This window comes from Pantoea anthophila (assembly GCF_026104315.1).
GTDB classification, from domain to species: Bacteria; Pseudomonadota; Gammaproteobacteria; order Enterobacterales; family Enterobacteriaceae; genus Pantoea; species Pantoea anthophila.
This window is the reverse complement of record NZ_CP110473.1, coordinates 104,745-130,031: the sequence shown is the minus strand read 5'-3', so window position 1 is coordinate 130,031 and position 25,287 is coordinate 104,745. Positions and strand designations below refer to the sequence as shown.

General features: G+C 55.1%; 24 protein-coding genes. 20 read left to right on the top strand and 4 right to left on the bottom strand.

Translation table 11 applies throughout. The features are described from left to right. The first annotated feature begins 155 nt into the window (after nucleotides 1–155). The 3 genes from coaBC to slmA all read left to right on the top strand — a co-directional run bounded on the left by coaBC (nucleotide 156) and on the right by slmA (nucleotide 2,527). The gene (coaBC, locus tag OJ965_RS03130; protein WP_058957376.1) at nucleotides 156–1,376 is read left to right on the top strand and encodes a bifunctional phosphopantothenoylcysteine decarboxylase/phosphopantothenate--cysteine ligase CoaBC; all 1,221 of its coding nucleotides are present in this window, start codon (nucleotides 156–158) and stop codon (nucleotides 1,374–1,376) included. Further along, the gene (gene dut, locus OJ965_RS03125) at nucleotides 1,354–1,812 is read left to right on the top strand and encodes a dUTP diphosphatase (protein ID WP_033736106.1); all 459 of its coding nucleotides are present in this window, start codon (nucleotides 1,354–1,356) and stop codon (nucleotides 1,810–1,812) included. The genes coaBC and dut overlap by 23 nt, the downstream gene beginning before the upstream one ends. Before the next feature lie 118 nt (nucleotides 1,813–1,930). Further along, nucleotides 1,931–2,527, top strand: a complete 597-nt coding sequence (slmA, locus tag OJ965_RS03120) for a nucleoid occlusion factor SlmA (RefSeq protein WP_009088113.1) — start codon at nucleotides 1,931–1,933, stop codon at nucleotides 2,525–2,527. 28 nt (nucleotides 2,528–2,555) lie between these two features. On the opposite strand, the gene pyrE is transcribed toward slmA, so the two are convergent. Together pyrE and rph are read right to left on the bottom strand one after the other, a co-directional pair. Next, a complete protein-coding gene (gene pyrE, locus OJ965_RS03115) occupies nucleotides 2,556–3,197 on the bottom strand; it encodes an orotate phosphoribosyltransferase (RefSeq protein WP_009088114.1) in 642 nt (213 codons plus the stop codon). 49 nt (nucleotides 3,198–3,246) lie between these two features. Beyond that, complete coding sequence (gene rph, locus OJ965_RS03110) at nucleotides 3,247–3,963, bottom strand: ribonuclease PH (RefSeq protein ID WP_009088115.1); 717 nt, start codon at nucleotides 3,961–3,963, stop codon at nucleotides 3,247–3,249. 149 nt (nucleotides 3,964–4,112) lie between these two features. On the opposite strand from rph, the gene OJ965_RS03105 reads away from it, so the two are divergent. Next, on the top strand, nucleotides 4,113–5,297 hold the full coding sequence (locus tag OJ965_RS03105) for a NupC/NupG family nucleoside CNT transporter (RefSeq protein WP_140029956.1): 1,185 nt from the start codon (nucleotides 4,113–4,115) through the stop codon (nucleotides 5,295–5,297). Nucleotides 5,298–5,332: 35 nt separating this feature from the next. Here OJ965_RS03105 and OJ965_RS03100 read toward each other — a convergent pair whose 3' ends face one another. Beyond that, a complete protein-coding gene (locus tag OJ965_RS03100) occupies nucleotides 5,333–5,758 on the bottom strand; it encodes a DUF3574 domain-containing protein (protein ID WP_265137754.1) in 426 nt (141 codons plus the stop codon). A 157-nt stretch (nucleotides 5,759–5,915) separates the two neighbouring features. On the opposite strand from OJ965_RS03100, the gene OJ965_RS03095 reads away from it, so the two are divergent. The 9 genes from OJ965_RS03095 (at nucleotide 5,916) to OJ965_RS03055 (ending at nucleotide 14,208) form a co-directional block, all read left to right on the top strand. Further along, nucleotides 5,916–6,779 (top strand): YicC/YloC family endoribonuclease, encoded by an 864-nt coding sequence (locus OJ965_RS03095; RefSeq protein WP_009088118.1) that lies wholly within the window; start codon nucleotides 5,916–5,918, stop codon nucleotides 6,777–6,779. Nucleotides 6,780–7,076: 297 nt separating this feature from the next. Beyond that, nucleotides 7,077–7,889, top strand: coding sequence for a DUF3289 family protein (locus tag OJ965_RS03090; protein ID WP_154929309.1), 813 nt, complete (start codon nucleotides 7,077–7,079; stop codon nucleotides 7,887–7,889). Further along, entirely contained in the window at nucleotides 7,889–8,368 is a 480-nt protein-coding gene (locus OJ965_RS03085; protein ID WP_154929311.1) for a DUF943 family protein, read from the top strand. Before OJ965_RS03090 ends, OJ965_RS03085 begins: the two co-directional genes overlap by 1 nt. 413 nt (nucleotides 8,369–8,781) lie before the next feature. Then, nucleotides 8,782–8,958, top strand: coding sequence for a hypothetical protein (locus OJ965_RS03080; protein ID WP_158000249.1), 177 nt, complete (start codon nucleotides 8,782–8,784; stop codon nucleotides 8,956–8,958). Further along, on the top strand, nucleotides 8,936–9,859 hold the full coding sequence (gene lpxP, locus OJ965_RS03075; protein ID WP_009088122.1) for a kdo(2)-lipid IV(A) palmitoleoyltransferase: 924 nt from the start codon (nucleotides 8,936–8,938) through the stop codon (nucleotides 9,857–9,859). Before OJ965_RS03080 ends, lpxP begins: the two co-directional genes overlap by 23 nt. 218 nt (nucleotides 9,860–10,077) lie before the next feature. Continuing rightward, entirely contained in the window at nucleotides 10,078–11,220 is a 1,143-nt protein-coding gene (locus tag OJ965_RS03070; RefSeq protein WP_265137752.1) for an alanine racemase, read from the top strand. 135 nt (nucleotides 11,221–11,355) lie between these two features. Further along, nucleotides 11,356–11,751: a hypothetical protein gene (locus tag OJ965_RS03065; RefSeq protein WP_009088126.1), complete on the top strand. Its 396-nt coding sequence runs from the start codon at nucleotides 11,356–11,358 to the stop codon at nucleotides 11,749–11,751. A gap of 762 nt (nucleotides 11,752–12,513) precedes the next feature. After that, on the top strand, nucleotides 12,514–13,158 hold the full coding sequence (locus tag OJ965_RS03060; protein WP_111207998.1) for an oligosaccharide flippase family protein: 645 nt from the start codon (nucleotides 12,514–12,516) through the stop codon (nucleotides 13,156–13,158). A gap of 432 nt (nucleotides 13,159–13,590) precedes the next feature. Further along, nucleotides 13,591–14,208 (top strand): trimeric intracellular cation channel family protein, encoded by a 618-nt coding sequence (locus tag OJ965_RS03055; protein WP_009088129.1) that lies wholly within the window; start codon nucleotides 13,591–13,593, stop codon nucleotides 14,206–14,208. Here OJ965_RS03055 and ligB read toward each other — a convergent pair. After that, nucleotides 14,146–15,897, bottom strand: a complete 1,752-nt coding sequence (ligB, locus tag OJ965_RS03050; RefSeq protein WP_265137751.1) for an NAD-dependent DNA ligase LigB — start codon at nucleotides 15,895–15,897, stop codon at nucleotides 14,146–14,148. The genes OJ965_RS03055 and ligB overlap by 63 nt on opposite strands. A 239-nt stretch (nucleotides 15,898–16,136) precedes the next feature. Here ligB and gmk point away from each other — a divergent pair, with 239 nt between their 5' ends. From gmk to OJ965_RS03015, 7 genes are all read left to right on the top strand, one after another. Then, the gene (gmk, locus tag OJ965_RS03045) at nucleotides 16,137–16,760 is read left to right on the top strand and encodes a guanylate kinase (protein ID WP_009088132.1); all 624 of its coding nucleotides are present in this window, start codon (nucleotides 16,137–16,139) and stop codon (nucleotides 16,758–16,760) included. 54 nt (nucleotides 16,761–16,814) lie between these two features. Beyond that, complete coding sequence (gene rpoZ, locus OJ965_RS03040) at nucleotides 16,815–17,090, top strand: DNA-directed RNA polymerase subunit omega (protein ID WP_003851346.1); 276 nt, start codon at nucleotides 16,815–16,817, stop codon at nucleotides 17,088–17,090. A 20-nt stretch (nucleotides 17,091–17,110) separates the two neighbouring features. After that, nucleotides 17,111–19,216, top strand: coding sequence for a bifunctional GTP diphosphokinase/guanosine-3',5'-bis pyrophosphate 3'-pyrophosphohydrolase (gene spoT / locus OJ965_RS03035; RefSeq protein WP_009088134.1), 2,106 nt, complete (start codon nucleotides 17,111–17,113; stop codon nucleotides 19,214–19,216). 3 nt (nucleotides 19,217–19,219) lie between these two features. Beyond that, on the top strand, nucleotides 19,220–19,918 hold the full coding sequence (gene trmH / locus OJ965_RS03030; protein WP_265137750.1) for a tRNA (guanosine(18)-2'-O)-methyltransferase TrmH: 699 nt from the start codon (nucleotides 19,220–19,222) through the stop codon (nucleotides 19,916–19,918). Continuing rightward, nucleotides 19,915–21,993, top strand: coding sequence for an ATP-dependent DNA helicase RecG (recG, locus tag OJ965_RS03025; protein ID WP_046100871.1), 2,079 nt, complete (start codon nucleotides 19,915–19,917; stop codon nucleotides 21,991–21,993). The genes trmH and recG overlap by 4 nt, the downstream gene beginning before the upstream one ends. Nucleotides 21,994–22,098: 105 nt before the next feature. Continuing rightward, nucleotides 22,099–23,472 (top strand): uracil-xanthine permease family protein, encoded by a 1,374-nt coding sequence (locus tag OJ965_RS03020; protein WP_046100872.1) that lies wholly within the window; start codon nucleotides 22,099–22,101, stop codon nucleotides 23,470–23,472. Between the two features lie 118 nt (nucleotides 23,473–23,590). Further along, nucleotides 23,591–25,270 (top strand): AsmA family protein, encoded by a 1,680-nt coding sequence (locus OJ965_RS03015; RefSeq protein ID WP_140925490.1) that lies wholly within the window; start codon nucleotides 23,591–23,593, stop codon nucleotides 25,268–25,270. The last annotated feature ends 17 nt before the right edge of the window (nucleotides 25,271–25,287 follow it).

Genomic DNA, 25,287 nt, shown 5'->3' with positions numbered 1-25,287 from the left:
AGCATGACCCAGCCATGCCCGGGGTGCCATCAGCGCAGCCACAATCTTCGAGGCGGCTCGCAAACGCAGTCCGTGAAAAGGCGCATCCGCACTTTTGTGATAAAGTCCGTGCATTCGCCGCCCCGTGCGGCAGAGAGCTTAGTGAGGCCAACATCATGATGGGATTAGCCGGCAAAAAAATTCTTCTTGGCGTAAGCGGCGGCATTGCTGCTTATAAAACTCCGGAGCTGGTACGCCGCCTGCGCGATCGCGGTGCCGATGTCCGCGTCATGATGACGCAGGGCGCGAAGGCGTTTATTACGCCGCTCAGCTTACAGGCCGTCTCCGGCTATCCGGTGTTTGACGATCTGCTCGACCCGGCGGCGGAAGCCGCGATGGGTCACATTGAGCTGGCAAAGTGGGCCGACCTGATTGTACTGGCACCGGCGACGGCTGACCTGATAGCCCGTATCACCGCCGGTATGGCAAACGATCTGGTGACCACCGCCGTGTTAGCGACCGCCTCGCCCGTGGCCGTGGTACCCGCCATGAATCAGCAGATGTATCGCGCGGCGGTGACGCAGCACAACCTGGAGCTGTTACAGGCGCGTGGCGTGCTGATCTGGGGACCGGACAGCGGCAGCCAGGCCTGCGGCGATGTCGGCCCCGGCCGGATGCTCGATCCGCTGGCGATTGTGGACCATGCGGTCACGTGGGCCACCCCCGTCAACGATCTGCAACATCTCAACATTATGATTACCGCCGGTCCGACCCGTGAGGCGCTCGACCCGGTGCGCTACATCACCAACCACAGCTCCGGAAAAATGGGGTTTGCAATTGCCGCCGCCGCCGCCCGACGCGGCGCAACGGTTACGCTGGTCAGCGGCCCGGTCACGTTGTCAGCCCCTGCCGGCGTGCGGCGCATAGATGTCACCAGCGCGCTGGAGATGCAGGCCGCCGTGATGGGTGAGATAGATAAACAACATATTTTCATTGCAAGCGCAGCCGTGGCAGACTACCGGGCAGCCGATATTGCGGCCGATAAAATCAAGAAACAGGGCGGCGATGATACCGTCACGCTGAACCTGATAAAGAATCCCGACATTGTTGCCGGCGTCGCCGCACTTCAGGAAAACCGGCCATTCGTCGTTGGATTTGCTGCTGAAACACAGAATGTGGAAGAATACGCCCGGCAAAAACGGGTGCGCAAGAATCTGGATCTGATCTGCGCTAACAACGTCGCTCAAACCGGACAGGGGTTTAATAGCGACACCAATGCTCTTCACCTTTTTTGGCAGGATGGAGAAAAGCGCTTACCGCTCAGCGATAAGTCTCTCCTTGGCCAACAATTAATAGACGAGATTGTCAGCCGTTATGATGAAAAAAATAGACGTTAAAATCCTCGATGCGCGCGTCGGCAAAGAATTTCCGCTGCCGACCTACGCTACGTCAGGTTCCGCTGGGTTAGATTTACGCGCCTGTATTGATGATGTTCTCGACATCGCACCGGGCACCACGACGCTGGTTCCGACCGGTCTGGCGATTCATATTGCCGATCCCGATCTGGCTGCGGTCATCCTGCCGCGCTCCGGCCTTGGCCATAAGCATGGCATCGTGCTGGGCAACCTGGTCGGTCTGATTGACTCCGACTATCAGGGACAGCTGATGGTTTCCGTCTGGAACCGCGGTCAGGAAAGCTTCTCACTGCAGCCTGGCGACCGCATGGCGCAACTGGTCTTCGTTCCGGTAGTGCAGGCGGAATTTAATCTGGTAGAAGAGTTTGACGCCAGCCTGCGCGGCGAAGGCGGCTTCGGCCACTCAGGCCGCCAGTAACCCGTAATACCGACTTTCACTTACGCCCGTTATTTTTCCTCATCGCCATGAGACGCGTTCTTGTGGCAGATGCGTAGGTGTTGCCTGTTTCAGGTGAATTTCAGGGGTTTTTAAGGTCATGGCAGAAAAAAAAGTCGTGAAGCGAAATCGTCGTGAAGAGATTTTGCAGGCGCTGGCGCAGATGCTGCAGTCCGGTGATGGCAGTCAGCGTATTACCACAGCCAAACTGGCAGCCAACGTGGGCGTATCCGAAGCGGCGCTCTATCGTCACTTTCCCAGCAAAACACGGATGTTCGACAGTCTGATCGAGTTTATCGAAGACAGTCTCATTACCCGCATCAATCTGATCCTCAAAGATGAAAAAGAGACCATGACGCGCCTGCGTCTGATCGTGCAATTGATTCTGGGTTTTGGTGAGCGTAATCCGGGACTGACGCGCATTCTGACCGGTCATGCGCTGATGTTTGAGCAGGACCGGCTGCAGGGACGCATCAACCAGCTGTTTGAGCGGATTGAAGTGCAGCTGCGACAGGTCATGCGTGAGCGTAAAATGCGTGAGGGTGAAGCCTTTCAGGCTGATGAAGCACTGCTGGCGAGTCAGCTGCTGGCCTTCTGTGAAGGCTTACTGTCGCGCTATGTCCGCTCGGAGTTTCGCTTCAGTCCTACCGCAGACTTCGATAGCCGCTGGCCACTTATCGCGGCCCAGCTGGTCTGAGCAAAGGCGGGCATCACGCCCGCCCGTGTTAAATCCCGTACGCCTGCTGATAGGCACGCACCTGAGCCAGGTGATCGGCCATCTCCGGCTTCTCTTCCAGCCACGTAATCAGGTCTGCCAGCGTAATAATCGCCGTCACCTTACAGCCATAATCACGTTCCACTTCCTGAATGGCTGACATGTCACCGCGGCCACGCTCCTGACGATCAAGCGAAACCAGCACGCCCGCCAGCGTAGCGTTGTGCGCGCCAATGATATCCATCGACTCACGAATCGCCGTACCTGCGGTGATCACGTCATCAACCAGCATCACTTTGCCCTGCAGCGGGCTGCCCACCAGCAGGCCGCCTTCGCCGTGATCTTTGGCTTCTTTGCGGTTGAAGCAGTAAGGCACGTCGCGGTCATGATGATCGGCCAGCGCCACCGCGGTGGTGGTCGCAATCGGAATACCTTTGTAGGCCGGGCCAAAGAGCAGATCGAAATCGACAGCGCCATCCACCAGCGCCTGCGCGTAGAAGCGTCCCAGCAGCGCTAAATCCCGTCCGCTGTTAAACAGACCGGCGTTAAAGAAATAGGGACTTTTACGTCCGGACTTCAAAGTGAACTCACCGAACTTCAGCACCTGTTTGTTCAGGGCGAATTCAATAAACTGACGCTGCCAGGCTTTCATTTCTCACTCCTCAAATAAAGAAAAGGCGACTCTGTGGTCGCCTGTTACATCAACTGTTCAGTGCCGCTTTCTGCGCCTGAATTAACTCCTCAATTCCGCCGCGTGCCAGCGCCAGTAGTGCCAGCAGTTCTTCATGGCTGAACGGCTCGCCTTCGGCGGTGCCCTGAACCTCAATCATGCGGCCATCTTCCATCATCACGACGTTCATGTCGGTTTCTGCGGCTGAATCTTCCACATACTCCAGATCGCACAGCGCTTCGCCCGCCACGATCCCTACGGAAATAGCGGCGACCATGCCTTTCATCGGATTGGCTTTCAGCTTGCCGCTGGCGACCAGTTTGTTCAGCGCGTCGGCCAGCGCCACACAGGCGCCGGTGATGGACGCGGTGCGGGTGCCGCCATCGGCCTGGATCACGTCACAGTCGAGTGTAATCGTGAATTCTCCCAGCGCTTTCAGATCGACGGCGGCGCGCAGTGAGCGGGCAATCAAACGCTGAATTTCCAGCGTGCGGCCACCCTGCTTGCCTTTTGCGGCCTCACGCGCCATGCGGCTGTGGGTCGAACGCGGCAGCATGCCATATTCAGCTGTTATCCAGCCCTGGCCCTGCCCTTTAAGGAAACGCGGAACCCCTTCGTCTACGGAGGCAGTGCAAAGCACTTTCGTTTCGCCGAACTCCACCAGAACGGAACCCTCTGCGTGTTTGGTGTAATTGCGGGTCAATGTGACTGGACGCACCTGCTGTGCGCGACGGCCTGCTGGACGCATGGGTTATCTCCGGCTTGCTAATGATTGGCTGCGCATTATACGGACTTCCATGCCCGCTGTCTCTTGCGCTGGTCGGGCGCAGGCTCCAGATGAAATTCCGCGCCAGCTGTGGCTAAATGCGCGTTCCTTTCACTCTGATTAAAAAACATATGGCCGCCATTCTTCATTTCCTGCTGGCGCTGGTGGTGATTTTCGCCCTTGCGCTGCTGGTCAGTCATGACCGTAAACAGATTCGCCTGCGCTTTATTATTCAACTGATTGTGGTGGAAGCCGCGCTGGGTTGGTTCTTCCTTCACTCTGCCGGAGGGCTGGCGCTGGTCAGTTCGTTCGCCGGCTTCTTTGAGACATTGCTGGGCTTCGCCGCACAGGGCACGGAGTTCGTGTTTGGCGGCATGAGCAAACAGGGGCTGGCCTTTATTTTCCTCGGCGTGCTCTGCCCGATTGTCTTTATTTCCGCGCTGATCGGCATATTGCAGCACTGGCGTATCCTGCCGCTACTGATCCGTATTTTCGGAACGCTGCTGTCGAAAATTAACGGCATGGGCAAGCTGGAATCGTTCAATGCCGTCAGCACGCTGATTCTCGGTCAGTCGGAAAACTTTATCGCCTACAAAGGGATCCTCGGAGATATCCCGCCGCGCCGGATGTACACCATGGCGGCGACCGCGATGTCTACCGTGTCGCTGTCGATTGTCGGCGCCTACATGTCGATGATCGAAGCAAAGTATGTGGTTGCCGCACTGCTGCTTAACATGTTCAGCACCTTTATCATCCTGTCGATCATCAACCCGATGAAACAGCAGGATGAGCAGCCTATCGCCCTGGAAAAACTGCATGAAGAGCAGAGTTTCTTCGAGATGCTCGGCGAGTACATCCTGGCGGGTTTCAAAGTGGCCATGATCATTCTGGCTATGCTGATTGGCTTTATCGCCCTGATTGCCGCCGTTAACGCGCTGTTCGCGGCGCTGTTCGGGTACAGCTTCCAGCAGCTTCTCGGCTATCTGTTCTATCCGCTGGCCTGGCTGATTGGCATTCCCAAAGCCGATGCCCTGCAGGCGGCCACTATTATGGCGACCAAGCTGGTGGCAAATGAGTTTGTGGCGATGATCGAGCTGCAGAAGGTAGCGGCAGGTATGAGCGCACGCGGACTGGGGATTCTGTCGGTCTTCCTGGTCTCCTTCGCCAACTTCGCCTCAATCGGCATCGTGGCGGGAGCGATAAAAGGCCTGAACGAGACGCAGGGTAATGTGGTGTCCCGCTTTGGCTGGAAGCTGGTTTACGGCTCTACGCTGGTCAGCCTGCTTTCTGCGGCCTTTGCCGGTCTGTTTATCTGATGATGCAGGGGCGGTGGCTCTGCCGCCCCTTCGCCCTAGAACCCGACACAGACGGGCGCATCCACCCGCATGACCGACTCCTGATGAAAGCGTTTTTTATAGAGGCTGCGTAGCGCCTCAATATCATGGTTGATGGCGGGATCGATGCCGTGTATCAGCAGCAGCGCTTTACTGTTTTCTCGTGCCAGCTTCCCGTTTTCCCCCAGCCACTGACCTTTAGCGTCATAGACCGACAGGCCCGCTTTGAAGCGTGGCGTGACCTCATTGTCCACGAAGTTCATCCAGTCGAGTGAGCTGACCGAACCGCCATCGGGCTTACTCAGTCCAAACCACAAGGTGGTCTGCATCATCATGTCGCCACCCGCGCAGATCGGTTGCGGTTTAGTGGGTGCCGGATGGCGAGTCTGGCAACCTGACAGCAGCAGCGCCAGCATAACGGGAAGAGCAATCACGCGAGACATCGATCAGTAATCCTCACACAGGGGGTCAGTGGTCATCATAAGTGGCTGTCACTGAAGGCGTAAAGCGTTCGTTATTGCCCTGTGAGACGCTTATGCCTGTTATGCCGTGGCTCGCCTCGCTATACTTCACCCATCTTTCCGTAAAAGAGTGCCACTTATGATCCGCAGTATGACCGCTTATGCCCGCAGCGAAGCCAAAGGCGAATGGGGCAGCGCCGCCTGGGAGCTGCGTTCCGTGAACCAGCGTTATCTGGAAACCTATATCCGCCTGCCGGAACAGTTTCGCGGGCTGGAGCCGGTTATCCGCGAGCGCATTCGCCAGCGTCTGACGCGCGGGAAAATCGAGTGCAACCTGCGTTATGACGCCGATCCCAGCGCACAGGGCGAGCTGATGCTGAACGAAACGCTGGCAAAACAGCTGGTTCAGGCCGCTAACTGGGTCAAAATGCAGAGCGATGAAGGCGCGATTAATCCGCTGGATATTCTGCGCTGGCCTGGCGTGATGTCTGCCCAGGAGCAGGATCTGGATGCCATCAACACGCAGTTATTGCAGGCGCTGGACAATGCGCTGGATAACTTCGTTGCGGCTCGCGAAAGCGAAGGCACCGCGCTGAAAGCGATGATTGAACAGCGTCTGGAAGGCGTTTCACAGGAAGTCAGTAAGGTTCGCGCACAGATGCCTGAAGTGATCAAATGGCAGCGCGAGCGCCTCGTCGCTAAGCTGGAAGATGCGGAAGTCCAGCTGGAAAATAATCGCCTTGAGCAGGAGCTGGTGATGATGGCGCAGCGTGTTGACGTCGCTGAAGAGCTGGATCGTCTGGATGCGCACGTTAAAGAGACTTACAACATCCTGAAAAAGAAAGAGGCCGTGGGCCGTCGTCTCGATTTCATGATGCAGGAGTTTAATCGCGAATCAAACACGCTGGCGTCAAAATCGATTAACGCCGATATCACCGCTTCAGCCATTGAGCTGAAAGTACTGATCGAGCAGATGCGCGAGCAGATTCAGAATATCGAGTAATATTTATATCTATCCACCGATATCCATAAGCCCATGTTAAATGGGCTTTTAAATAGGTCCTGAGTTCCGGTTAATTCAGCAGGAAAAACTGAATCAAAATGAAAAGTGAGACACACACCACTTCACTTTCTCAATTATGCCGTTTAGCATTGCAGGGATCGGTTCTATCTTTAGAGTGGTAGCTTTATGAACTGTACTGTAATAAACAAGGGTTGATTTTTTACAGATGTAGCGATTCTGAAAGTTTTAATCATATTAAAATTGAGTACGAAATATTGATATCACAAGGAGGTTATCATGTCAGTATTAACGTTGCCTGCTACGATCTATCAAACAAAGCATAAGTTTAACGATTATAGTACTGATGATATGAAGTGTGGTGATCTTACTGAGAAGCAACTCAGAGGCAATTTGGGTCTGGATGATGTTTCTGAAGTGGTTGATCCCTGGACTGGAAAAGAAGTATCAATCTTCAACTCATTCCGGGATACCCGTCAAAAATCCAGATCAGAAATGGCTGAACTTCTTTTCAATGAGTTTCTTCGTGTTTCTATGCCTGCATATTATCTTGGACAGCACCAAATATTCAACAATCTCGTAAAGCATCTTTATCACGGCAATGGAAAGATTTATTCCAGCCCTTTTCTTGATAGCGCATATAAAAGTCTAATTTTGAGCGGACAATCTTCGCCACTTTCCCCCCTTACTGTAATTAAGTCTTCATTAGATAAGATTGTCATTTCTGGACAAAAAAGCTTATCAGATACAGATAAAGATCTAATAACACAGGCTTTAAGAAATTCGATACTTCCCAAGTTCAATAGATGGGCTGACAGCTTCAATGGATTAGGCATGTCGATACATGATATTCATGCTACAAACATACAGATAAATCAGCTCGATATAACTGATAATGGTTATGTAGCAAAAATAACATTTACAGGGCAAGATCATTTCGGCCTCGATAAAAATGACATCATGAATCCTAAGTTTCATTTTATCAGAGCGTTTCGTATTTGGTTTGTCCTTCAAAGATGGGAACACTTCGCTTTCAAACCTTTCTTAACAAATATGAAAGCTGAGTTTGAAATAAATAGCAGGAGAAATTAATGAGATTCAAAAAGAGTACAGTTTTTATAGTGGCATTGACAATGTTAGCATTATTTTATGTTAGCTTCTTTAATTCTCCAAAAGTGCTAGCAATTCATGGTTCTGATACCAGAAAAGATTTTTTGGTTAAAAACATGCCTTTCTCAGATAGTGATAAAATAAAATGGTGGGATAAAAATGGAGTCAACACCATTTTTTCCCGTGAAACCTACAATGTTTCAATCTGGAAATCTGATGGTAAGTATCAAAAGCTCGCTCCTAAAAACTCAGGTGCTTTTCCAGACCACGACACTGACTACTTACTGTGCTTTGATGACATGAAATCAGATGAAAATTGTATAGACAAGTCAAACTGGATTATGGACATCACTAAAACAAAAGATGGATACACTTACTACCGACTTGATGGCGAGTCTTACTATCGAAAACCTTCCGGTGAACTGGTCAAAGGTGAGCGATTTACGACAATCATTAAGTAAGCTTGTTAGCCGACGAGCTTGTAGCAGTGCTCACTGAAGAGTGACTTAGTGAGAAAAATCAAAATATCAAAATAAATCAGTTACTTAATTTATATGCATTACTAATTTCAAACAATCAACCTTAAGATTCTTAATATTGAGTAAGCCTTTATATGGTGGAAAGTGAGTAAGCGTCAGCGATGGCAGCTTACTCACTTTTTGTACAGGGTGGGCTGAGATGTAGTGGCATACAGAAGGATCGTGCTGCTTAAGTGCCGCGGGATTTCGTAAAGATAGATAAATAATCATTTCCGGACTGTTCCTGAACGGTCGTTTGTCACGTTTTCCCTTTCAGAAGCATGCCTCCTAATACACTGAATTAAAAATACTTTTTCACAAAAAACCCGTCTGAATACCCTCAATGCGCTCGTTCCATGAAACTGGTCAATCCTGTGGAGTCAGTAGTTTCCCTTTCTTTGAAGGCACTTTTTGATAAAGTGCTGGTCGAAATCAGTACAGCTGTAGCGCCTGGAGACTTTATGGAAGTGTTCTTTATGCGATGCATCCATTTATCTCATGAAGGTTTTAATGAAAAACACCGGAAAATTTAGCAGCTCGCTGCTGCATCCGCGTTATTGGTTTACCTGGTTTGGTCTTAGTGTGCTGTGGCTCATCGTCCAGCTTCCCTACCCTCTTCTTATGCGTCTGGGTGCCGGTGCAGGCAAGATCTCCCGTCATTTCCTGCAGCGCCGCGAGCGCATCACCCGCCGGAATATTGAACTCTGCTTTCCGGGCATCAGTGAAGAAAAAACAGAGGCGATGATCGCCGGCAATTTTGCCTCACTGGGCATGGCACTGGCAGAAACCGGTATCGCATGGTTCTGGTCGGATCGTGCCGTAAGGCGTCTGTTTAATGTCACCGGGATGGCAAATCTTCATGCGGCGCAGAACGAAAAGCGTGGTGTGATGCTGATTGGCGTGCACTTTATGTCGCTGGAACTGGGCGGTCGCATCAGCGGTCTCTGCCAGCCGATGATGGCGATGTATCGCCCGCATAACAATCAGGCAATGGAGTATGTACAGACCCGGGGTCGGATGCGCTCAAACAAAGCGATGATCGACCGTCGCGACCTGCGCGGTATGGTGCATGCGCTGAAACAGGGTGAATCAGTCTGGTTCGCACCGGACCAGGATTACGGCCCTAAAGGCAGCACCTTTGCGCCACTGTTTGCGGTAGAAAAAGCCGCCACCACCAATGGGACATTTGTCCTGTCGCGTCTGGCGAAGCCCGCGATGGTGCCGATTATGCTGATCCGTAATCCCGATAATTATGGCTACCACCTGATCATTGAACCGATGCTGGAAAACTACCCGCATACGGATGAGGCAGCGGCAGCGGCTTATATGAATAAAGTCATTGAGAATCAGATCCTGCGTGCGCCCGAGCAGTATCTCTGGCTGCATCGTCGCTTCAAAACCCGGCCACCGGGTGAAGCATCGCTCTACGTCTGAGTTAACGGATAAAGCAGGCCACGCGCCTGCTTTATTTTTTTAGCTTTTCCTTCCTGCAGTCTGGCGTTCGCGTCCTCTTCCGGTTCCCTGTCGGGCTTTGCTTAACCTGTTCCTGTCATTTCTGCTGTCCGGCCTCACGCGGCGAGTGGGCAGACTGGTATCAGATCGTTAATTCAGCAATCATAAACACCCTTATTACCTCAAGGCCGGACCTTCATATGGATATCAACGATAAACAGCAGTGGCAGCGTCCGCTGATTGATGACCGCCCTACCCCCTATATTGAAGTGGATGCAGCGCGACTGGAGCAGAACCTGCAGCAGATGCAGCAAAAAGCACAGGCGGCAGGCGTTGCACTTCGCCCTCATATCAAAACGCATAAAAGCGTCTGGATTGCTCAGCAGCAGCTTGCGCTCGGCGCACAGGGCGTCACCGTTTCTAAACCCAGTGAAGGCATCACCTTCATTCAGGGTGGCATTCGCGATCTGCTGTTAGCCTATCCGGTGGTGCAACCACAGAGCGTGGCAGAATTACTGCGTCTCGCCGTGCAACACCAGGCGAAAGTCACACTGATTGCGGACAGACTGCAGGGTGTGGAGGCGATAGCTGCGGCCTGGCAACAGCAACCGCAATGCGAACTGGCGGTGGCGATTAAAGTTGATGTCGGTTTACACCGGATTGGCGTCAACCCTGAGAGCGATGAAGCTGAGGAGATAGCGCAGGCGTTGCGGGACAAAGGGTTACGTTTTGCCGGACTGGTGTCGCATGCAGGTCACGCTTATGGTGCCGGTCATGTCGCGGCCATCGCTGAGATTGCCCGACAGGAAATGGCCCTGATGCAGCGACTGCAGTTAAAGTTGCAGGCTGCCGGGTTTGGCGACTGCCCTGTTTCTGTCGGCTCAACCCCGACCGCGCTGGCGGCAGATATTGCGCCCGGTACCAGTGAAATCCGGCCCGGCAATTATGCCCTGCTGGACCTGACCGCCTGCCGTCTCGGTTTAAGCCGCGTCGATCAGCTGGCAATGAGCGTGACTACCCGTGTGGTCGCGGTGAACGATCACTTTGTGATTGTGGATGCAGGATCAAAAATGTTGAGTTCGGATAAAGGGCCGCACGGCACCAATGCCAGCGGCTTTGGCATTGCCGTGGATGAAGCAGGTCAGACCTATGAGGTTACGAAACTATCGGAAGAACATGGGTTCCTGCTCTATCAGCATCATCGCCCTGAAGTCGGCACGCTGCTGCGCATTTTCCCCAATCACAGTTGCGCCGTAATGGCCCAGTCAGATGGCTTTGTTCTGCGTCACGCTACCGGCCAGAGTGAAGAACAGGCGGTGTCTGCGCGCGGTAACTTCATCTGAATCTGTTGCAGACAGCGCCTTACGCTGTCTGCGCCCTGTACGAAACCCTGCCAGCACCACACTTCTGTCGTTACAACGTTTTAACATACCGGTGGCCGTGCTTTAATGCATTTTTGCTTCTCCCCCGGAGGTTATATGCTCTCCTCGCGCACGCTGAGCCTGACGATTCCGCGCCACTGGTTAGATCTCTATGAAACCATCTGGAAGCCCGAATTTTTTCCTAAGTGGGCTTCCGGCCTGACGCACAGCGCGTTAGAACCTGATGGCAATCGCTGGCGTGCTAAAGGCCCGCAGGGAAATGTGAAGCTCCGTTTCTCGCCCCATAATCCGTTTGGTGTGATGGATCACTGGATTGATAGCGGCTCTGGCAGAGAGATTTACGTGCCTATGCGCGTGATAGCGAATGAACAGGGCGCCGAAGTGATGGTGACGGTCTATCGCCAGCCATTTACCTCTGATGAGAAATTTAAGCAGGATATTGAATGGGTTAGCAACGATCTTGAAAAGCTCAATCATCTGCTGACTCAGTAAATCAATAACTTAGCGCGATTTCTTTCTGTAATTATGGCTGGACGGGAATGAAAAAAAACAGAAAAATTTGCGCGGAGAAAGCATAAAGCACTTATCTGATTGGTGACCGCGCCTTCACCATTAGTAACAACCCTGCTTAAGCTTCCCTTCCAGGAAAATTCCTGGGAAAACCCTGTCAGAAGCAGGGATTCCCCGGGATTTCAGGGCTTTTAATACCTCCTGCATGTTTTGATTGTTTCCTGCACACATTAATCCTTAATCGGCGTTTATTATGCCACCACTGAGGATTTAATATTTATCATGCACAAAGTGAAACCATTTATTTCTGCGGCCCCGTTATCAGACTTTTCTTATGGTGTTAAATTAAATAAAACAATGTATAAATCATTTCACACACAGCAATACCCATAATGATAAAGCAGTAAAAAGTCATGGACCGCTCAGCGCATCGTTAAATGAAAGCGTTGAGTTTGCCGCAAGGATGCTGGCAGGAGAATATAAAAAAACAACAGGATTTATTCGTGATCTGGCGGAATTCTTTGTGATAGCAGGGAATTCCGCCATGACACGAAACAGGGACTTTACCAGGGATACTTTCCGGGATTATTTAAAGCAGCACATAATAACAGGGCAAGCCTGATAAATTTCTCCAGGACTCCGCTCAGAAAGAATTGCACTCATTAACGGTGTCACAGCAATCATCTCTTGCCGTTGCACAAAGACAACATTCTCACAGAGTCGCCGGACTCTAACGAGTATATTATGGCAATACGCGAAAGCAGTCTTAATAGCGCAAAATGGTCTCTGCTCTCTTCCATTAAAATTATTGGCATCGGCGTTCTGCAGCTTTCGTTGCTGGCGCAGATTCTGCAGGCAAACGAACTGAACCTGCTGGCGATCGCCGTGATTGCTCTGCTGGCTATCGATACGCTGGCCGATCGTGGCTTCTCAAACTCACTGATCCGCCGCTGCATGCTCTCGATCAATGATCTGTCCATCCTTTACTGGGGAAATGTCCTGGTGGGTGTGGCAATATTTGGCCTGCTCTTTTCTGGCAGCCATCTGCTCAGTAACCTGTTTGATCAGCCCGAGCTGGCATTAATGCTGCAGATGGTCTCAGTGGTCTTTATTATTATTCCACAGGGCCAGCATTATCGTGCGATATTACAGCGCGAAAAACAGTACACCCGTATCGCCTTTGCGGAAACATCGTCAGTACTGGCCGGACTGGGCGTGACCTTATTTACCGTCTGGCTGACACCTTCCGTATTATGTGCAATCTGGGGTTATCTGGCGATGGCGTCTATTCGCATGCTGATTTACTGCTACTACGGTCGTTCATGGTTCCAGCCAGAATATCGTTTTAGCCTGAATGCCTTTGCTAAAATTCGTGCAAGAAACAAATAATATAATAAGTCTGTAAGGTGGGCTCTGAGCATCCGAAACGATGCGTTGGCGTGCTGTTAACCAGCACGCCTTTCTTTTTTATTGCGCCGGATATCTTTTCCCTCTGACCGGTTATTTCCTCTATCCTCACCTCTGCTTATTCCTTCCTGTCCGGATGAATCTTCGCCGGGTAGCGAAAAAGCCTTTGCGGTCACGACGTCCCCCGTTCTGCGTAAGCGCAATCCGGACAGAAACATGCCCCGGATCTCTGCGCCTTCATCTCAGATTTTCTCATGCGTTCAGCTCAGTCCGCTCGTCAGAGAGCCTTTATATGCTGACGCCATCGCTGGCTGGTATAAACTGCGCTCATCCCGGACGCCGCTCGCCAGAAAATCTCAGTCGCTGGCGCTAAGGTAATGCCGTAGCCTTGTCGCCGTCTCACTGGAGCCTGCTATGTTACTGACTGTTCTCTACATCATTGGTATTACCGCCGAAGCCATGACCGGCGCGCTAGCGGCCGGTCGCCGCAAAATGGATCTGTTCGGCGTCATTATTATCGCCTCGGTGACCGCCATTGGCGGCGGGTCGGTGCGCGATATTCTGCTCGGTCACTATCCGCTGGGCTGGGTGAAGCACCCTGAATACATCATGATCGTTGCGGCAGCAGCGGTGGTGACGACATTTGTGGCTCCCCTGATGACACACCTGCGCAAAGTGTTTCTGGTGCTGGATGCGCTGGGCCTCGTGGTCTTTTCCATCATTGGCGCACAGGTTGCGCTGGATTCCGGGCATGCCATGATTATTGCCGCCATCAGCGCGGTGATTACGGGTGTCTTCGGCGGCGTATTGCGCGACATGTTCTGCAATCGCATTCCGCTGGTGTTTCAGAAAGAGCTCTACGCCGGTATCGCCTTCGCCTCGGGCTGGATGTATATCCTGCTGCTGAAAACAACCCTGGCGCATGAAGCCGTCATCATCATTACTCTGCTGTTCGGATTCTTTGCGCGCTTACTGGCGCTGCGCTTCCGTCTCGGTTTGCCCATTTTCAACTATCCCCATCCCGAGCATTGAGGAGGCGGGGATGTTCTGCTGCTGCAGGAACGCGATCACGGCCTGCAGCCGGGCATCATGAAACTGCGCAACGAGGCGCCGGGCCAGTGCTGCGCCCACACCCGGCAGGGTCTGCCAGGCCATCACATCCCGCTGCGTTAAGCTTTCCCACTGCCTGTCGGGCAGCGTGTTCAGCGCCTTGCGTGGTAGCGAAATGCCTGACGCCGCCACCCAGCGGCGAAGGGGCTGCTGGCGGGTGAGATTAAAGCGGTGCCAGATCGCCATTGCCCGTTCCGGAGAGAGGCCTGTTGCGGCGGCGATCTGTTCCGGTGTTAACGTCAGCCAGCCAAAGAGGTGCGTCATTGCGCCGCTTTCCAGTAAGCGCAGCCAGGTGCTGCGCTCTACGCCCGGAATATTCAGCACCGCTTTCTGGCTGAGCCAGCGTAATTTTGCCAGCAGCTGTTTCTGACATGCGGCACTGAAGGTGAAACAGCTCAGCGGCGTGTAGCGCGCCGCATCGGGAGGCTGAGGGTAGTGCCTTTCTGCCACGCGCCAGATCACCCGCTCCAGCCGGGGAATACCCTGGCCAGCCAGGCTCAGCGTAATCAGATCGCCTGCAACGATGTCCATCTCCTGCCAGCGACGCAGCGATCCGATGCTGACCCGTCTGACGGTCTTATCATCCAGCTGAACCGGCTGCAGATTGAGAACCGCCGCGATTTTCCCGGTCCGGCCGATGGGGAAATCGACCGAGAGCACTTCCGCGCTCACTTCAGGAGGCTCATATTTCCAGGCAACGGCCCAGCTCCCCTCGCCCGGCAGCCAGTTTTTACCCGCAGGTCGCCGGGCCTGATGTACCACCACACCGTCAGTCACAAAAGGCAGCGCAGCATGGAACCAGCGCGTTCGCCAGGCGGCGACATCCTCTTCGTCGTTTACCCGGTGACTCCATTTTTCCGCCACACCCAGTCCCCAGCGGCTGAGTTGCTGCAGGCGTTCCGTCATTGCGGCGGGACCATCGGGCCAGGCCCAGATAAGGATATTGAGCGACTGGCGCAGCGGAGCCCGCGTTTTGCTCATCATGGCACCCGCCACCTGCGCGCGCGCATTCCTGCCGCCATCCGTTGCCTGCTGATGACCGGTCATCGACAGGAAGAGCTCACCCTGCAGCACCACCTCGTCAAGGCGGGTGTCGATATGCTGTGGGATCGCCGGAATCTCAGCGGCTTTACTCAGCCACTCTTCACCGCGTAAGCCATCGCCGCGACTCAACAGGGAAACCAGCCGGCCCTGACGATAAACCAGCGAAACAGCAATGCCATCGACTTTCGGCTGTACCCAGAGATCGTGCCGTCCCTGCATCCAGTAGGCCAGAGCCAGCTTGTTCCGCAGCTTTTTCACGCCGGTATGCGCAACCGGATGCAGATGTTCTCCCTTGTTCGGCAGTTGCGGTGTATAAGCAGGCTGCGAAGGACTGAAGCAGTGCTGCCAGTGATTCAGGCGCTGCTGCAGCGCATCGTAATCGCTGTCCGCCACCGGGCTCTGACCCTGCTGATAGTAGGCCTCGTCCCAGTGTTGCAGCTGCTGCTGCAGGCGAGCGATCTCTTTCTCCGCCCGGATGGGGGTCCAGACCGGACACAGGGCGCTGTGCGCCGGACAGAGGACGAACCCCAGCGCCACCCCAAACAGCCTCCAGCCAACTCCTTTCATCTTCTCTCTCCTGAGGTTTTGTGGCATTCAACCTCAGGCCATCAGCACCAGCCAGCGACGATGTACAATGATGGAAGAGAGGCTGTCGTCATCTGCCCGCTATTGCAGCGGCACGACAGGTCATTGCGTCAGAATGCGCAAAAACTGGTTATTGCCGCTGCGCAAACGCTGCGTGGCAACCGGAAGCTGTGTATACTGTGCAGGAAATCGACTCCGCTTTTAATCAATTCAAGAAAACCATGGCTCAAGGCACGCTCTATATTGTTTCTGCTCCCAGCGGCGCAGGTAAATCCAGCCTGATTCAGGCACTGTTAAAGACCCAGCCGTTGTATGACACGCAGGTCTCTGTTTCGCACACGACGCGCGGTATGCGTCCGGGTGAAACCCATGGCGAACACTACTTCTTTGTTGAAAAACATGAATTTGAGCGGATGATTGAGGAAGAAGCTTTTCTCGAACACGCCAAAGTTTTCGACAATTACTATGGCACCTCACGTCAGGCAATTGAGCAGGTGCTGGCGACCGGCGTGGATGTTTTTCTCGATATCGACTGGCAGGGCGCGCAGCAGATTCGCGCGAAAATGCCCGGCGCACGCAGCATCTTCGTTTTGCCGCCGTCGAAAGAAGAGCTCGATCGCCGTCTGCGCGGTCGTGGCCAGGACAGCGAAGAGGTCATCACGCGCCGCATGGCGCAGGCCGTTGCGGAAATGAGCCACTACGCCGAATATGACTATTTAATTGTGAATGATGATTTCGATCTGGCGCTGTCCGATCTGAAAACCATCATTCGCGCAGAACGTCTGCGCATGGCACGTCAGAAGGCGCGTCACGATGCTTTAATCAGCAAACTGTTGGCAGTCTGAATACAGTTTCAGTATGATGCGCAGTCATTTCTTCATCTGTGGAGTAGCACACCTATGGCACGCGTAACCGTTCAGGACGCAGTAGAAAAAGTTGGTAATCGTTTTGACCTGGTGTTGGTCGCTGCACGTCGTGCACGTCAGATGCAGGTTGGCGGTAAAGATCCGCTGGTTCCGGAAGAGAACGACAAACCTACCGTTATCGCTCTGCGCGAAATCGAAGAAGGTCTGGTCACCAATCAGATTTTAGATGTGCGTGATCGTCAGGAACAGCAAGAGCAGGAAGCCGCTGAGTTACAGGCCGTTACCGCTATCGCTGAAGGTCGTCGTTAACAGCCACCTGCAGGTCGCCCTTGTATCTGTTTGAGAGCCTCAATCAACTGATTGAAAAATACTTGCCAGAGGAGCAGATCAAGCGCCTCCAGCAAGCCTACCTTGTCGCACGTGATGCCCACGAGGGACAGACACGCTCCAGCGGTGAGCCTTATATCACCCATCCGGTTGCCGTGGCCTGTATTCTGGCGGAAATGAAGCTCGACCATGAGACCCTCATGGCCGCGCTGCTGCATGACGTCATCGAAGATACGCCTGCCACTTACCAGGACATGGAACAGCTGTTCGGTAAAAGCGTGGCGGAACTGGTCGAAGGCGTTTCCAAGCTGGATAAGCTGAAATTCCGCGACAAGAAAGAGGCGCAGGCAGAGAACTTCCGCAAGATGATTATGGCGATGGTGCAGGATATCCGCGTCATTCTCATCAAGCTGGCTGACCGCACCCACAATATGCGCACCCTGGGGTCATTACGCCCGGACAAACGTCGCCGCATTGCGCTGGAGACGTTAGAGATTTACAGTCCGCTGGCGCACCGCCTGGGTATTCACCATCTGAAAACGGAGCTGGAAGAGCTCGGTTTTGAGGCCCTCTATCCGAACCGCTATCGGGTGATTAAAGAGGTGGTGAAAGCCGCGCGCGGTAACCGTAAAGAGATGATCCAGAAGATTCTTTCTGAGATCGATGGCCGTTTGCAGGAAGCGGGCATCCCCTGCCGCGTCAGCGGTCGTGAAAAGCATCTTTACTCGATCTACCGCAAAATGACGCTGAAAGAGCAGCGTTTTCACTCGATCATGGATATCTACGCCTTTCGCGTCATCGTGAAAGACCTGGATACCTGCTATCGCGTTCTGGGCCAGATGCACAGCCTCTATAAGCCGCGTCCGGGTCGCGTGAAAGATTACATCGCCATCCCCAAAGCTAACGGCTATCAGTCGCTCCATACCTCCATGATTGGCCCGCACGGCGTGCCGGTTGAAGTGCAGATTCGCACCGAGGATATGGATCAGATGGCGGAGATGGGGGTCGCTGCGCACTGGGCCTACAAACAGGCGGGCGAAAGTGGCACCACCGCACAGATTCGCGCCCAGCGCTGGCTGCAAAGCCTGCTGGAGCTGCAACAGAGTGCGGGCAGCTCATTTGAATTTATTGAGAGCGTGAAGTCCGATCTCTTTCCTGACGAGATCTACGTCTTTACGCCTGAAGGCCGCATTGTGGAACTGCCCACCGGCGCGACACCGGTGGACTTCGCCTATGCGGTTCACACCGATATTGGTCATGCCTGCGTCGGCGCGCGCGTCGATCGCCAGCCTTATCCGCTGTCGCAGCCGCTGACCAGCGGGCAGACGATTGAGATCATTACCGCCCCAGGCGCCCGGCCTAACGCCGCATGGCTTAACTTCGTCGTCAGCTCCAAAGCCCGTGCCAAAATCCGTCAGCTGCTGAAAAACCTTAAGCGCGAAGACTCGGTCAATCTGGGTCGCCGCCTGCTCAGCCATGCGCTGGGCGGCAGCCGTAAACTGGCTGAAATCCCGGCTGAGAATATCCGCCAGGAGCTGGATCGCATGAAGCTGACCTCGCTCGACGATCTGCTGGCCGAGATCGGTCTGGGCAACGCGATGAGCGTGGTGGTGGCGAAGAACCTGCTGCAGGCTGACAACAAGACGATCAGCAACAGCAAACGCGGTAAGCTGCCGATCAAGGGCGCTGATGGTGTATTGATTACCTTCGCCAAATGCTGCCGCCCTATTCCTGGTGACCCGATTGTGGCCCACGTCAGCCCCGGAAAAGGGCTGGTGGTGCATCACGAATCCTGCCGGAATATTCGCGGCTATCAGAAAGAGCCCGAAAAATTCATGCCGGTCGAGTGGGACAAAGTCACCGAGCAGGAGTTCGTGGCGGAGATCAAGGTCGACATGTTTAACCATCAGGGCGCGCTGGCTAACCTGACGGCGGCGATTAATACCGCCGGCTCGAATATTCAGAGCCTGAATACCGAAGAGCGCGATGGCCGCGTTTACAGCGCCTTTATCCGCCTGACCGCGCGTGACCGCGTCCATCTGGCCAACATCATGCGGAAAATCCGCGTGATGCCGGATGTGATTAAAGTCCACCGTAACCGTAATTAGTGCATGAACGATCAACGTTTTGCCCGGATTCAGGCGATGCTGGCACTGCGCCAGCACGATCTCACGGTCTGTATGGAGCAGGTGCATAAGCCGCACAATGTTTCCGCAGTGATCCGCACGGCCGACGCCGTGGGCATCCACGAAGTGCATGCGGTCTGGCCCAGCCAGCGGATGCGCACGCAGGCTTCTGCCTCTGCCGGCAGCAACAGCTGGGTGAAAGTGGTCACCCATCCCACCATCGGCGATGCCGTAAAACAGCTTAAACAGCAGAAGATGCAGGTTTTAGCGACCCATCTCTCTGCGGATGCCGTTGATTTCCGCGAGATCGATTACACCCTGCCGACCTGCATCCTGATGGGACAGGAAAAAACCGGAATTACCGAAGAAGCACTGGCGCTGGCCGATCGGCAGATCGTTATTCCGATGGTGGGGATGGTTCAGTCGCTGAATGTCTCGGTCGCCTGCGCGCTGATCCTGTACGAAGCACAGCGACAGCGGCAGAATGCGGGGCTCTATCTGCGCGACTACAGCCTGCTGGACGAAGAGGAACAGCAGCGCCTGCTGTTCGAAGGCGGATTCCCGGTGCTGGCACGCGTCGCCAGACAGAAAGGGTTGCCCTATCCGCGCATCAACGCCCAGGGCGAAGTCGACGCCGATCCCAGCTGGTGGGCGACGATGCAATCGATCGGTAAAAGACGATGAAAGGCCGTCTGCTGGATGCCATCCCGCTCAGTACCCTGACCGGCGTCGGTGCCAGCCAGGCAGCAAAGCTGGCCAGAATAGGCCTGCACACCATCCAGGATCTTCTGCTTCATCTCCCGCTGCGCTACGAAGACCGCACTCAGCTCTATGCCATTAACGATCTGCTGCCTGGCATCTGGGCCACCGTAGAAGGCGAAGTGCTGCACACGGATATCACCTTTGGTCGCCGCCGGATGATGGTCTGCCAGATCAGCGATGGCAGCGGCGTGCTGACCATGCGCTTCTTCAATTTCAATGCCGGTATGAAGAACAACCTGTCGCCGGGTCGTCACGTTACCGCCTATGGTGAAATCAAGCGCGGCCAGCGTGGTGCTGAGATTATCCATCCTGAATACCGCATCCAGGGCGAACAGAGCAGTGTAACGCTGGAAGAGACCTTAACGCCGGTTTATCCCACCACCGAAGGTATCCGCCAGGCCACGCTGCGTAATCTGACCGATCAGGCGCTGACGCTGCTGGAGAGCTGCCCGATAGCCGAACTGCTGCCGCAGGAGCTGAGCGGCGGTCTGATCAGCCTGCCCGATGCCTTACGCACGCTGCATCGTCCACCGCCCGACCTCCGGCTCAGCGAACTGGAGAGTGGCCGCCATCCGGCCCAGCGCCGCCTGATTCTGGAAGAGTTGCTGGCGCACAACCTGAGTATGCTGGCGGTGCGCGCCGGTGCGCAGCGCTATTACGCGTTGCCCATGCCGCCGCGCCATAACCTGAGTGACCAGCTGCTGGCCGCGCTGCCCTTCTCGCCCACCCAGGCGCAGAAAAGGGTAGTGGCGGAGATAGAAAACGATCTGGCGAATGACTTTCCGATGATGCGACTGGTGCAGGGTGATGTTGGCTCAGGCAAGACGCTGGTGGCTGCGCTCGCTGCGCTGAACGTGATCGCCCACGGTAAACAGGTGGCGCTGATGGCACCGACCGAACTGCTGGCTGAACAGCACGCCAGTAACTTCCGTCAGTGGTTTGCGCCGCTGGGAATTGAAGTCGGCTGGCTGGCCGGGAAACAGAAAGGCAAAGCGCGTCAGGCGCAGCAGGAAGCGATCGCCAGCGGTCAGGTGGCGATGGTCGTCGGCACCCATGCTCTGTTTCAGGAGCAGGTGCAGTTTAAGGGACTGGCGCTGGTCATCATTGATGAACAGCATCGGTTCGGCGTCCACCAGCGCCTCGCGCTGTGGGAAAAAGGTGAGGAGCAGGGTTTCCATCCGCATCAGCTGATCATGACCGCCACCCCCATTCCGCGCACCCTGGCGATGACCGCCTATGCCGATCTGGATACCTCGACCATCGACGAGCTGCCGCCGGGACGCACACCGGTGACCACCGTGGCCATTCCCGACTCCCGACGGGATGAGATCGTCGCACGGGTGGAACACGCCTGCCGCGAAGGGCGTCAGGCCTACTGGGTCTGTACCCTGATTGAAGAGTCAGAATTACTGGAGGCGCAGGCGGCAGAGGCGAGCTGGGAAGCCCTTAAAACGGCGCTGCCTGGGTTGAACATTGGCCTGGTGCATGGCCGGATGAAACCCGCCGAGAAACAGGCGGTGATGCAGGCGTTTAAAGCAAACGAGCTGCAACTGCTGGTGGCGACCACCGTGATTGAAGTCGGGGTAGACGTGCCTAACGCCAGCCTGATGATTATTGAGAATCCGGAACGGTTAGGCCTGGCACAGCTGCATCAGCTGCGGGGCCGGGTCGGTCGCGGTGCGGTGGCTTCACACTGTGTGCTGCTCTACAAAGCGCCGCTCAGCAAGACGGCGCAGAAGCGTTTGCAGGTGCTGCGAGACAGCAACGATGGCTTCGTCATTGCCCAGTTCGATCTGGAGATACGCGGGCCAGGTGAACTGCTGGGCACCCGCCAGACCGGTAACGCCGAGTTTAAAGTGGCCGACCTGCTGCGCGATCAGGCGATGGTGCCCGAAGTTCAGCGTGTGGCGCGTCACATCCATCAGCACTATCCCGAACAGGCCAGCGCCCTGATTGAACGCTGGCTGCCGGAAAATACCCGTTATACCAACGTCTGAGTCACGCCCCTGCCCGCACCCACTTTTCACCTCAGTCGGGCAAACGATTGCTTTTGGCCTGCGGATGATTACAATCGCCACACACTTTTTCGGGAAGAGCAGAAGATGTCCACCAATCCGCAGCCAGACCAGCCCTCCGCTCTGCAAAGCGAACTGATTTACCGCCTCGACGATCGTCCTCCCCTTCCGCAGACGCTGTTTGCTGCCGCTCAGCATCTGCTGGCCATGTTTGTTGCCGTCATCACGCCCGCGATACTGATCTGTCAGGCACTGGGCCTGCCCGCAGAAGACACCCGGCACATCATCAGCATGTCGCTGTTTGCCTCGGGCGTGGCATCACTGTTGCAGATCAAAACCTGGGGGCCGGTCGGTTCGGGCCTGCTGTCGATTCAGGGAACCAGCTTCAACTTCGTCACCCCCTTAATCATGGGGGGGATGGCGCTGAAAAACGGCGGTGCGGATGTTCCCACCATGATGGCGGCCCTGTTTGGTACGCTGATGGTGGCCTCCTGTACTGAGATGGTGCTGTCCCGCGTCCTGCACCTGGCACGCCGCATCATTACCCCGCTGGTGTCCGGTATCGTGGTCATGATTATCGGCCTGTCGCTGATTCAGGTGGGACTCACCTCTATCGGCGGGGGATTCGGTGCGATTAACGATCACACCTTTGGCGCGCCGAAAAACCTGATGCTGGCCGGCGCGGTGCTGCTGGTGATCGTGCTGCTTAACCGGCAGAAAAACCCTTACCTGCGCGTTGCCTCCCTGGTGATTGCGATGGCGGTCGGCTATCTGCTGGCCTGGGCCATGGGCATGCTGCCTGCCTCAGGTCTCCCGACCGATCAGCCGCTGATCAGGGTGCCCAGCCCGCTCTATTACGGACTGGGCTTCGACTGGAACCTGCTCATCCCGCTGATGCTGGTGTTTATGGTGACCTCACTGGAGACCATCGGCGACATCACGGCCACCTCAGATGTATCAGAGCAGCCGGTGAGCGGCCCTCTCTATATGAAACGCCTGAAGGGCGGCGTGCTGGCGAATGGCCTTAACTCCTTTGTCTCTGCGCTGTTTAACACCTTCCCTAACTCCTGCTTCGGACAGAATAACGGGGTGATTCAGTTAACCGGCGTGGCCAGCCGCTACGTGGGCTTTGTGGTGGCGCTGATGCTGATTGTGCTGGGGCTGTTCCCGGCGGTCAGTGGTCTGGTGCAGCTGATCCCTGAGCCGGTGCTTGGCGGTGCCACCATTGTGATGTTCGGCACCATTGCTGCGTCGGGCGTTCGCATCGTGTCACGCGAGCCGCTCAACCGCCGCGCCATCATGATTATCGCGCTGTCGCTGGCCGTGGGCCTGGGTGTTTCCCAGCAGCCACTGATCCTGCAGTTTGCCCCTGACTGGCTGAAAACCCTGCTCTCTTCGGGCATTGCCGCGGGCGGTATTACCGCTATCCTGCTCAACCTGATTTTCCCGCCAGAGAAGTAAGGCCACGGGCAGGCTTCGGCCTGCCTGCTATTTCTTCGTATTTACATCCAGGCTGTTGAGCTGTAACGGTAATTCAGGCATAACAACCTCTCACCGGATTGAACGCGGGAAGGATGCGATGAAATTTCTTGGAAAGTTTTTCCTCACCATACTGTTACTGCTGCTTTTCACCCTGGTGGTGATCTATGTGCTGCTGCAGACACAGTGGGGTGCAGGCTGGTTTAGCCGGTGGGTGAGCGACAAAACCGAATGGCATCTCTCCCTGAGTAAAATTGAACACAATTTCTCCTCGCCCTCTCACATCATTCTGGATGATTTCAGCTTTGGTCACGATGGGCAGCCTGCAGTACTCGTAGCAAAGCGGGTCGATCTCGGTCTGGCCCTGATTCAGTTCAGCGATCCGCTGCATTTCAGCAGCCTTGAGCTGCGCGACGGGGAAGTGAATCTGGCCAACCTGACGCCAGACAGCGCGCTTCCGATTCAGGCTGACCGCCTGCAACTCAATAACATGCGTCTCGACAGCCCCGGCAGCGCGTTACCGCTGTTTGCTCAGCAGGTGAATGGCGGCATTCTGCCGTGGAAACCGACCGCCCGCGATATGCTGGGCCGCGATGCCCGCTTCCAGATGAGCGCCGGCAGCATGACGCTGAACAATGTGGCGGGCGAGAACGTACTGATTCAGGGAAGTGTGTCCCAGGGCCGGATGCGCTTTGACAATATCGGTGCCGATCTGGCGCGCGGCTCCATGACCGGTAACGGTGAACGGGATGCCCAGGGCAACTGGAAAATCAACCAGCTGCGACTGAACGATATCCGTCTGCAGACCGCCAGCAGCCTGAAAGATTTCCTGCACAGCCTGCAGGTGGTTCCCTCCATCGCGATTACGCGACTCGATCTGACCGATGCCCGTCTGCAGGGACCGGACTGGGCGGTAACCGACCTCGACCTGACGCTGAGAAACGTTAACTGGCAGGGAGACGACTGGCAGAGTAATGATGGTTCACTGGCGCTGAATGCCAGCAATTTTATCAACGGGGGTTTCGAGCTTAACGACCCTATCGTTAACCTGGATTTTTCTCCGCAGGGCATCGCACTGACGCAGTTCAGTTCACGCTGGGCGAACGGTGTGATTCGGGCTGACGGTGACTGGTCGCGCAGCGATAAACGCCTGACCCTGAAAAATCTGGCCGTTGCCGGGCTGGAATATACCCTGCCGCAGGACTGGCGCGACCGCTGGCAGGCAACCCTGCCCGCGTGGCTGGAGAGTGTAGAGGTGACGCGTTTCATGTCGAACCGGAACCTGATTATCGATATCAATCCGGCCTTTCCTTTCCAGCTGACATCACTGGATGGCACGGGTGAGAATCTGCGACTGGCGCAGCAGCATCAGTGGGGGATCTGGTCGGGTAAGCTGAGCCTGAATGCGGCGGAGTCCACCTTTAATCGTACCGATCTGCGTCACCCATCCATTGCGCTGAGTGCTGACGCAGAGCAGATTCAGGTAACGGAGCTGAGCGCGTTCAGTAACAAGGGACTGCTCGAAGGAACGGCCACCGTGGGCCAGCAATCCGCCCGTCCGCTGACGCTGCAACTGACCGGCCGTGCGGTGCCGGTGAACGTATTGCAGAACTGGGGATGGCCCGCGCTGCCGCTAACGGGAGACAGCAATATGCAGCTGCAACTCAGCGGTGCGTTACGCGCTGATCAGCCACTGCGTCCGACGGTAAATGGCACGCTGTCGGTGACAACCGACAGTCAGCAGCTGCAGCAGACCATGCAGGCCGGTGAGGTCCGATAATCGCAGCAGGGCCGCGG

What these genes read in the sequence shown, in the direction of transcription:
- coaBC (WP_058957376.1), top strand. Translation starts at nt 156, where the DNA reads ATGATGGGATTAGCCGGCAAAAAAATTCTTCTTGGCGTAAGCGGCGGC.
- dut (WP_033736106.1), top strand. Translation starts at nt 1,354, where the DNA reads ATGATGAAAAAAATAGACGTTAAAATCCTCGATGCGCGCGTCGGCAAA.
- slmA (WP_009088113.1), top strand. Translation starts at nt 1,931, where the DNA reads ATGGCAGAAAAAAAAGTCGTGAAGCGAAATCGTCGTGAAGAGATTTTG.
- pyrE (WP_009088114.1), bottom strand. Translation starts at nt 3,197, where the DNA reads ATGAAAGCCTGGCAGCGTCAGTTTATTGAATTCGCCCTGAACAAACAG.
- rph (WP_009088115.1), bottom strand. Translation starts at nt 3,963, where the DNA reads ATGCGTCCAGCAGGCCGTCGCGCACAGCAGGTGCGTCCAGTCACATTG.
- OJ965_RS03105 (WP_140029956.1), top strand. Translation starts at nt 4,113, where the DNA reads ATGGCCGCCATTCTTCATTTCCTGCTGGCGCTGGTGGTGATTTTCGCC.
- OJ965_RS03100 (WP_265137754.1), bottom strand. Translation starts at nt 5,758, where the DNA reads ATGTCTCGCGTGATTGCTCTTCCCGTTATGCTGGCGCTGCTGCTGTCA.
- OJ965_RS03095 (WP_009088118.1), top strand. Translation starts at nt 5,916, where the DNA reads ATGATCCGCAGTATGACCGCTTATGCCCGCAGCGAAGCCAAAGGCGAA.
- OJ965_RS03090 (WP_154929309.1), top strand. Translation starts at nt 7,077, where the DNA reads ATGTCAGTATTAACGTTGCCTGCTACGATCTATCAAACAAAGCATAAG.
- OJ965_RS03085 (WP_154929311.1), top strand. Translation starts at nt 7,889, where the DNA reads ATGAGATTCAAAAAGAGTACAGTTTTTATAGTGGCATTGACAATGTTA.
- OJ965_RS03080 (WP_158000249.1), top strand. Translation starts at nt 8,782, where the DNA reads ATGAAACTGGTCAATCCTGTGGAGTCAGTAGTTTCCCTTTCTTTGAAG.
- lpxP (WP_009088122.1), top strand. Translation starts at nt 8,936, where the DNA reads ATGAAAAACACCGGAAAATTTAGCAGCTCGCTGCTGCATCCGCGTTAT.
- OJ965_RS03070 (WP_265137752.1), top strand. Translation starts at nt 10,078, where the DNA reads ATGGATATCAACGATAAACAGCAGTGGCAGCGTCCGCTGATTGATGAC.
- OJ965_RS03065 (WP_009088126.1), top strand. Translation starts at nt 11,356, where the DNA reads ATGCTCTCCTCGCGCACGCTGAGCCTGACGATTCCGCGCCACTGGTTA.
- OJ965_RS03060 (WP_111207998.1), top strand. Translation starts at nt 12,514, where the DNA reads ATGGCAATACGCGAAAGCAGTCTTAATAGCGCAAAATGGTCTCTGCTC.
- OJ965_RS03055 (WP_009088129.1), top strand. Translation starts at nt 13,591, where the DNA reads ATGTTACTGACTGTTCTCTACATCATTGGTATTACCGCCGAAGCCATG.
- ligB (WP_265137751.1), bottom strand. Translation starts at nt 15,897, where the DNA reads ATGAAAGGAGTTGGCTGGAGGCTGTTTGGGGTGGCGCTGGGGTTCGTC.
- gmk (WP_009088132.1), top strand. Translation starts at nt 16,137, where the DNA reads ATGGCTCAAGGCACGCTCTATATTGTTTCTGCTCCCAGCGGCGCAGGT.
- rpoZ (WP_003851346.1), top strand. Translation starts at nt 16,815, where the DNA reads ATGGCACGCGTAACCGTTCAGGACGCAGTAGAAAAAGTTGGTAATCGT.
- trmH (WP_265137750.1), top strand. Translation starts at nt 19,220, where the DNA reads ATGAACGATCAACGTTTTGCCCGGATTCAGGCGATGCTGGCACTGCGC.
- recG (WP_046100871.1), top strand. Translation starts at nt 19,915, where the DNA reads ATGAAAGGCCGTCTGCTGGATGCCATCCCGCTCAGTACCCTGACCGGC.
- OJ965_RS03020 (WP_046100872.1), top strand. Translation starts at nt 22,099, where the DNA reads ATGTCCACCAATCCGCAGCCAGACCAGCCCTCCGCTCTGCAAAGCGAA.
- OJ965_RS03015 (WP_140925490.1), top strand. Translation starts at nt 23,591, where the DNA reads ATGAAATTTCTTGGAAAGTTTTTCCTCACCATACTGTTACTGCTGCTT.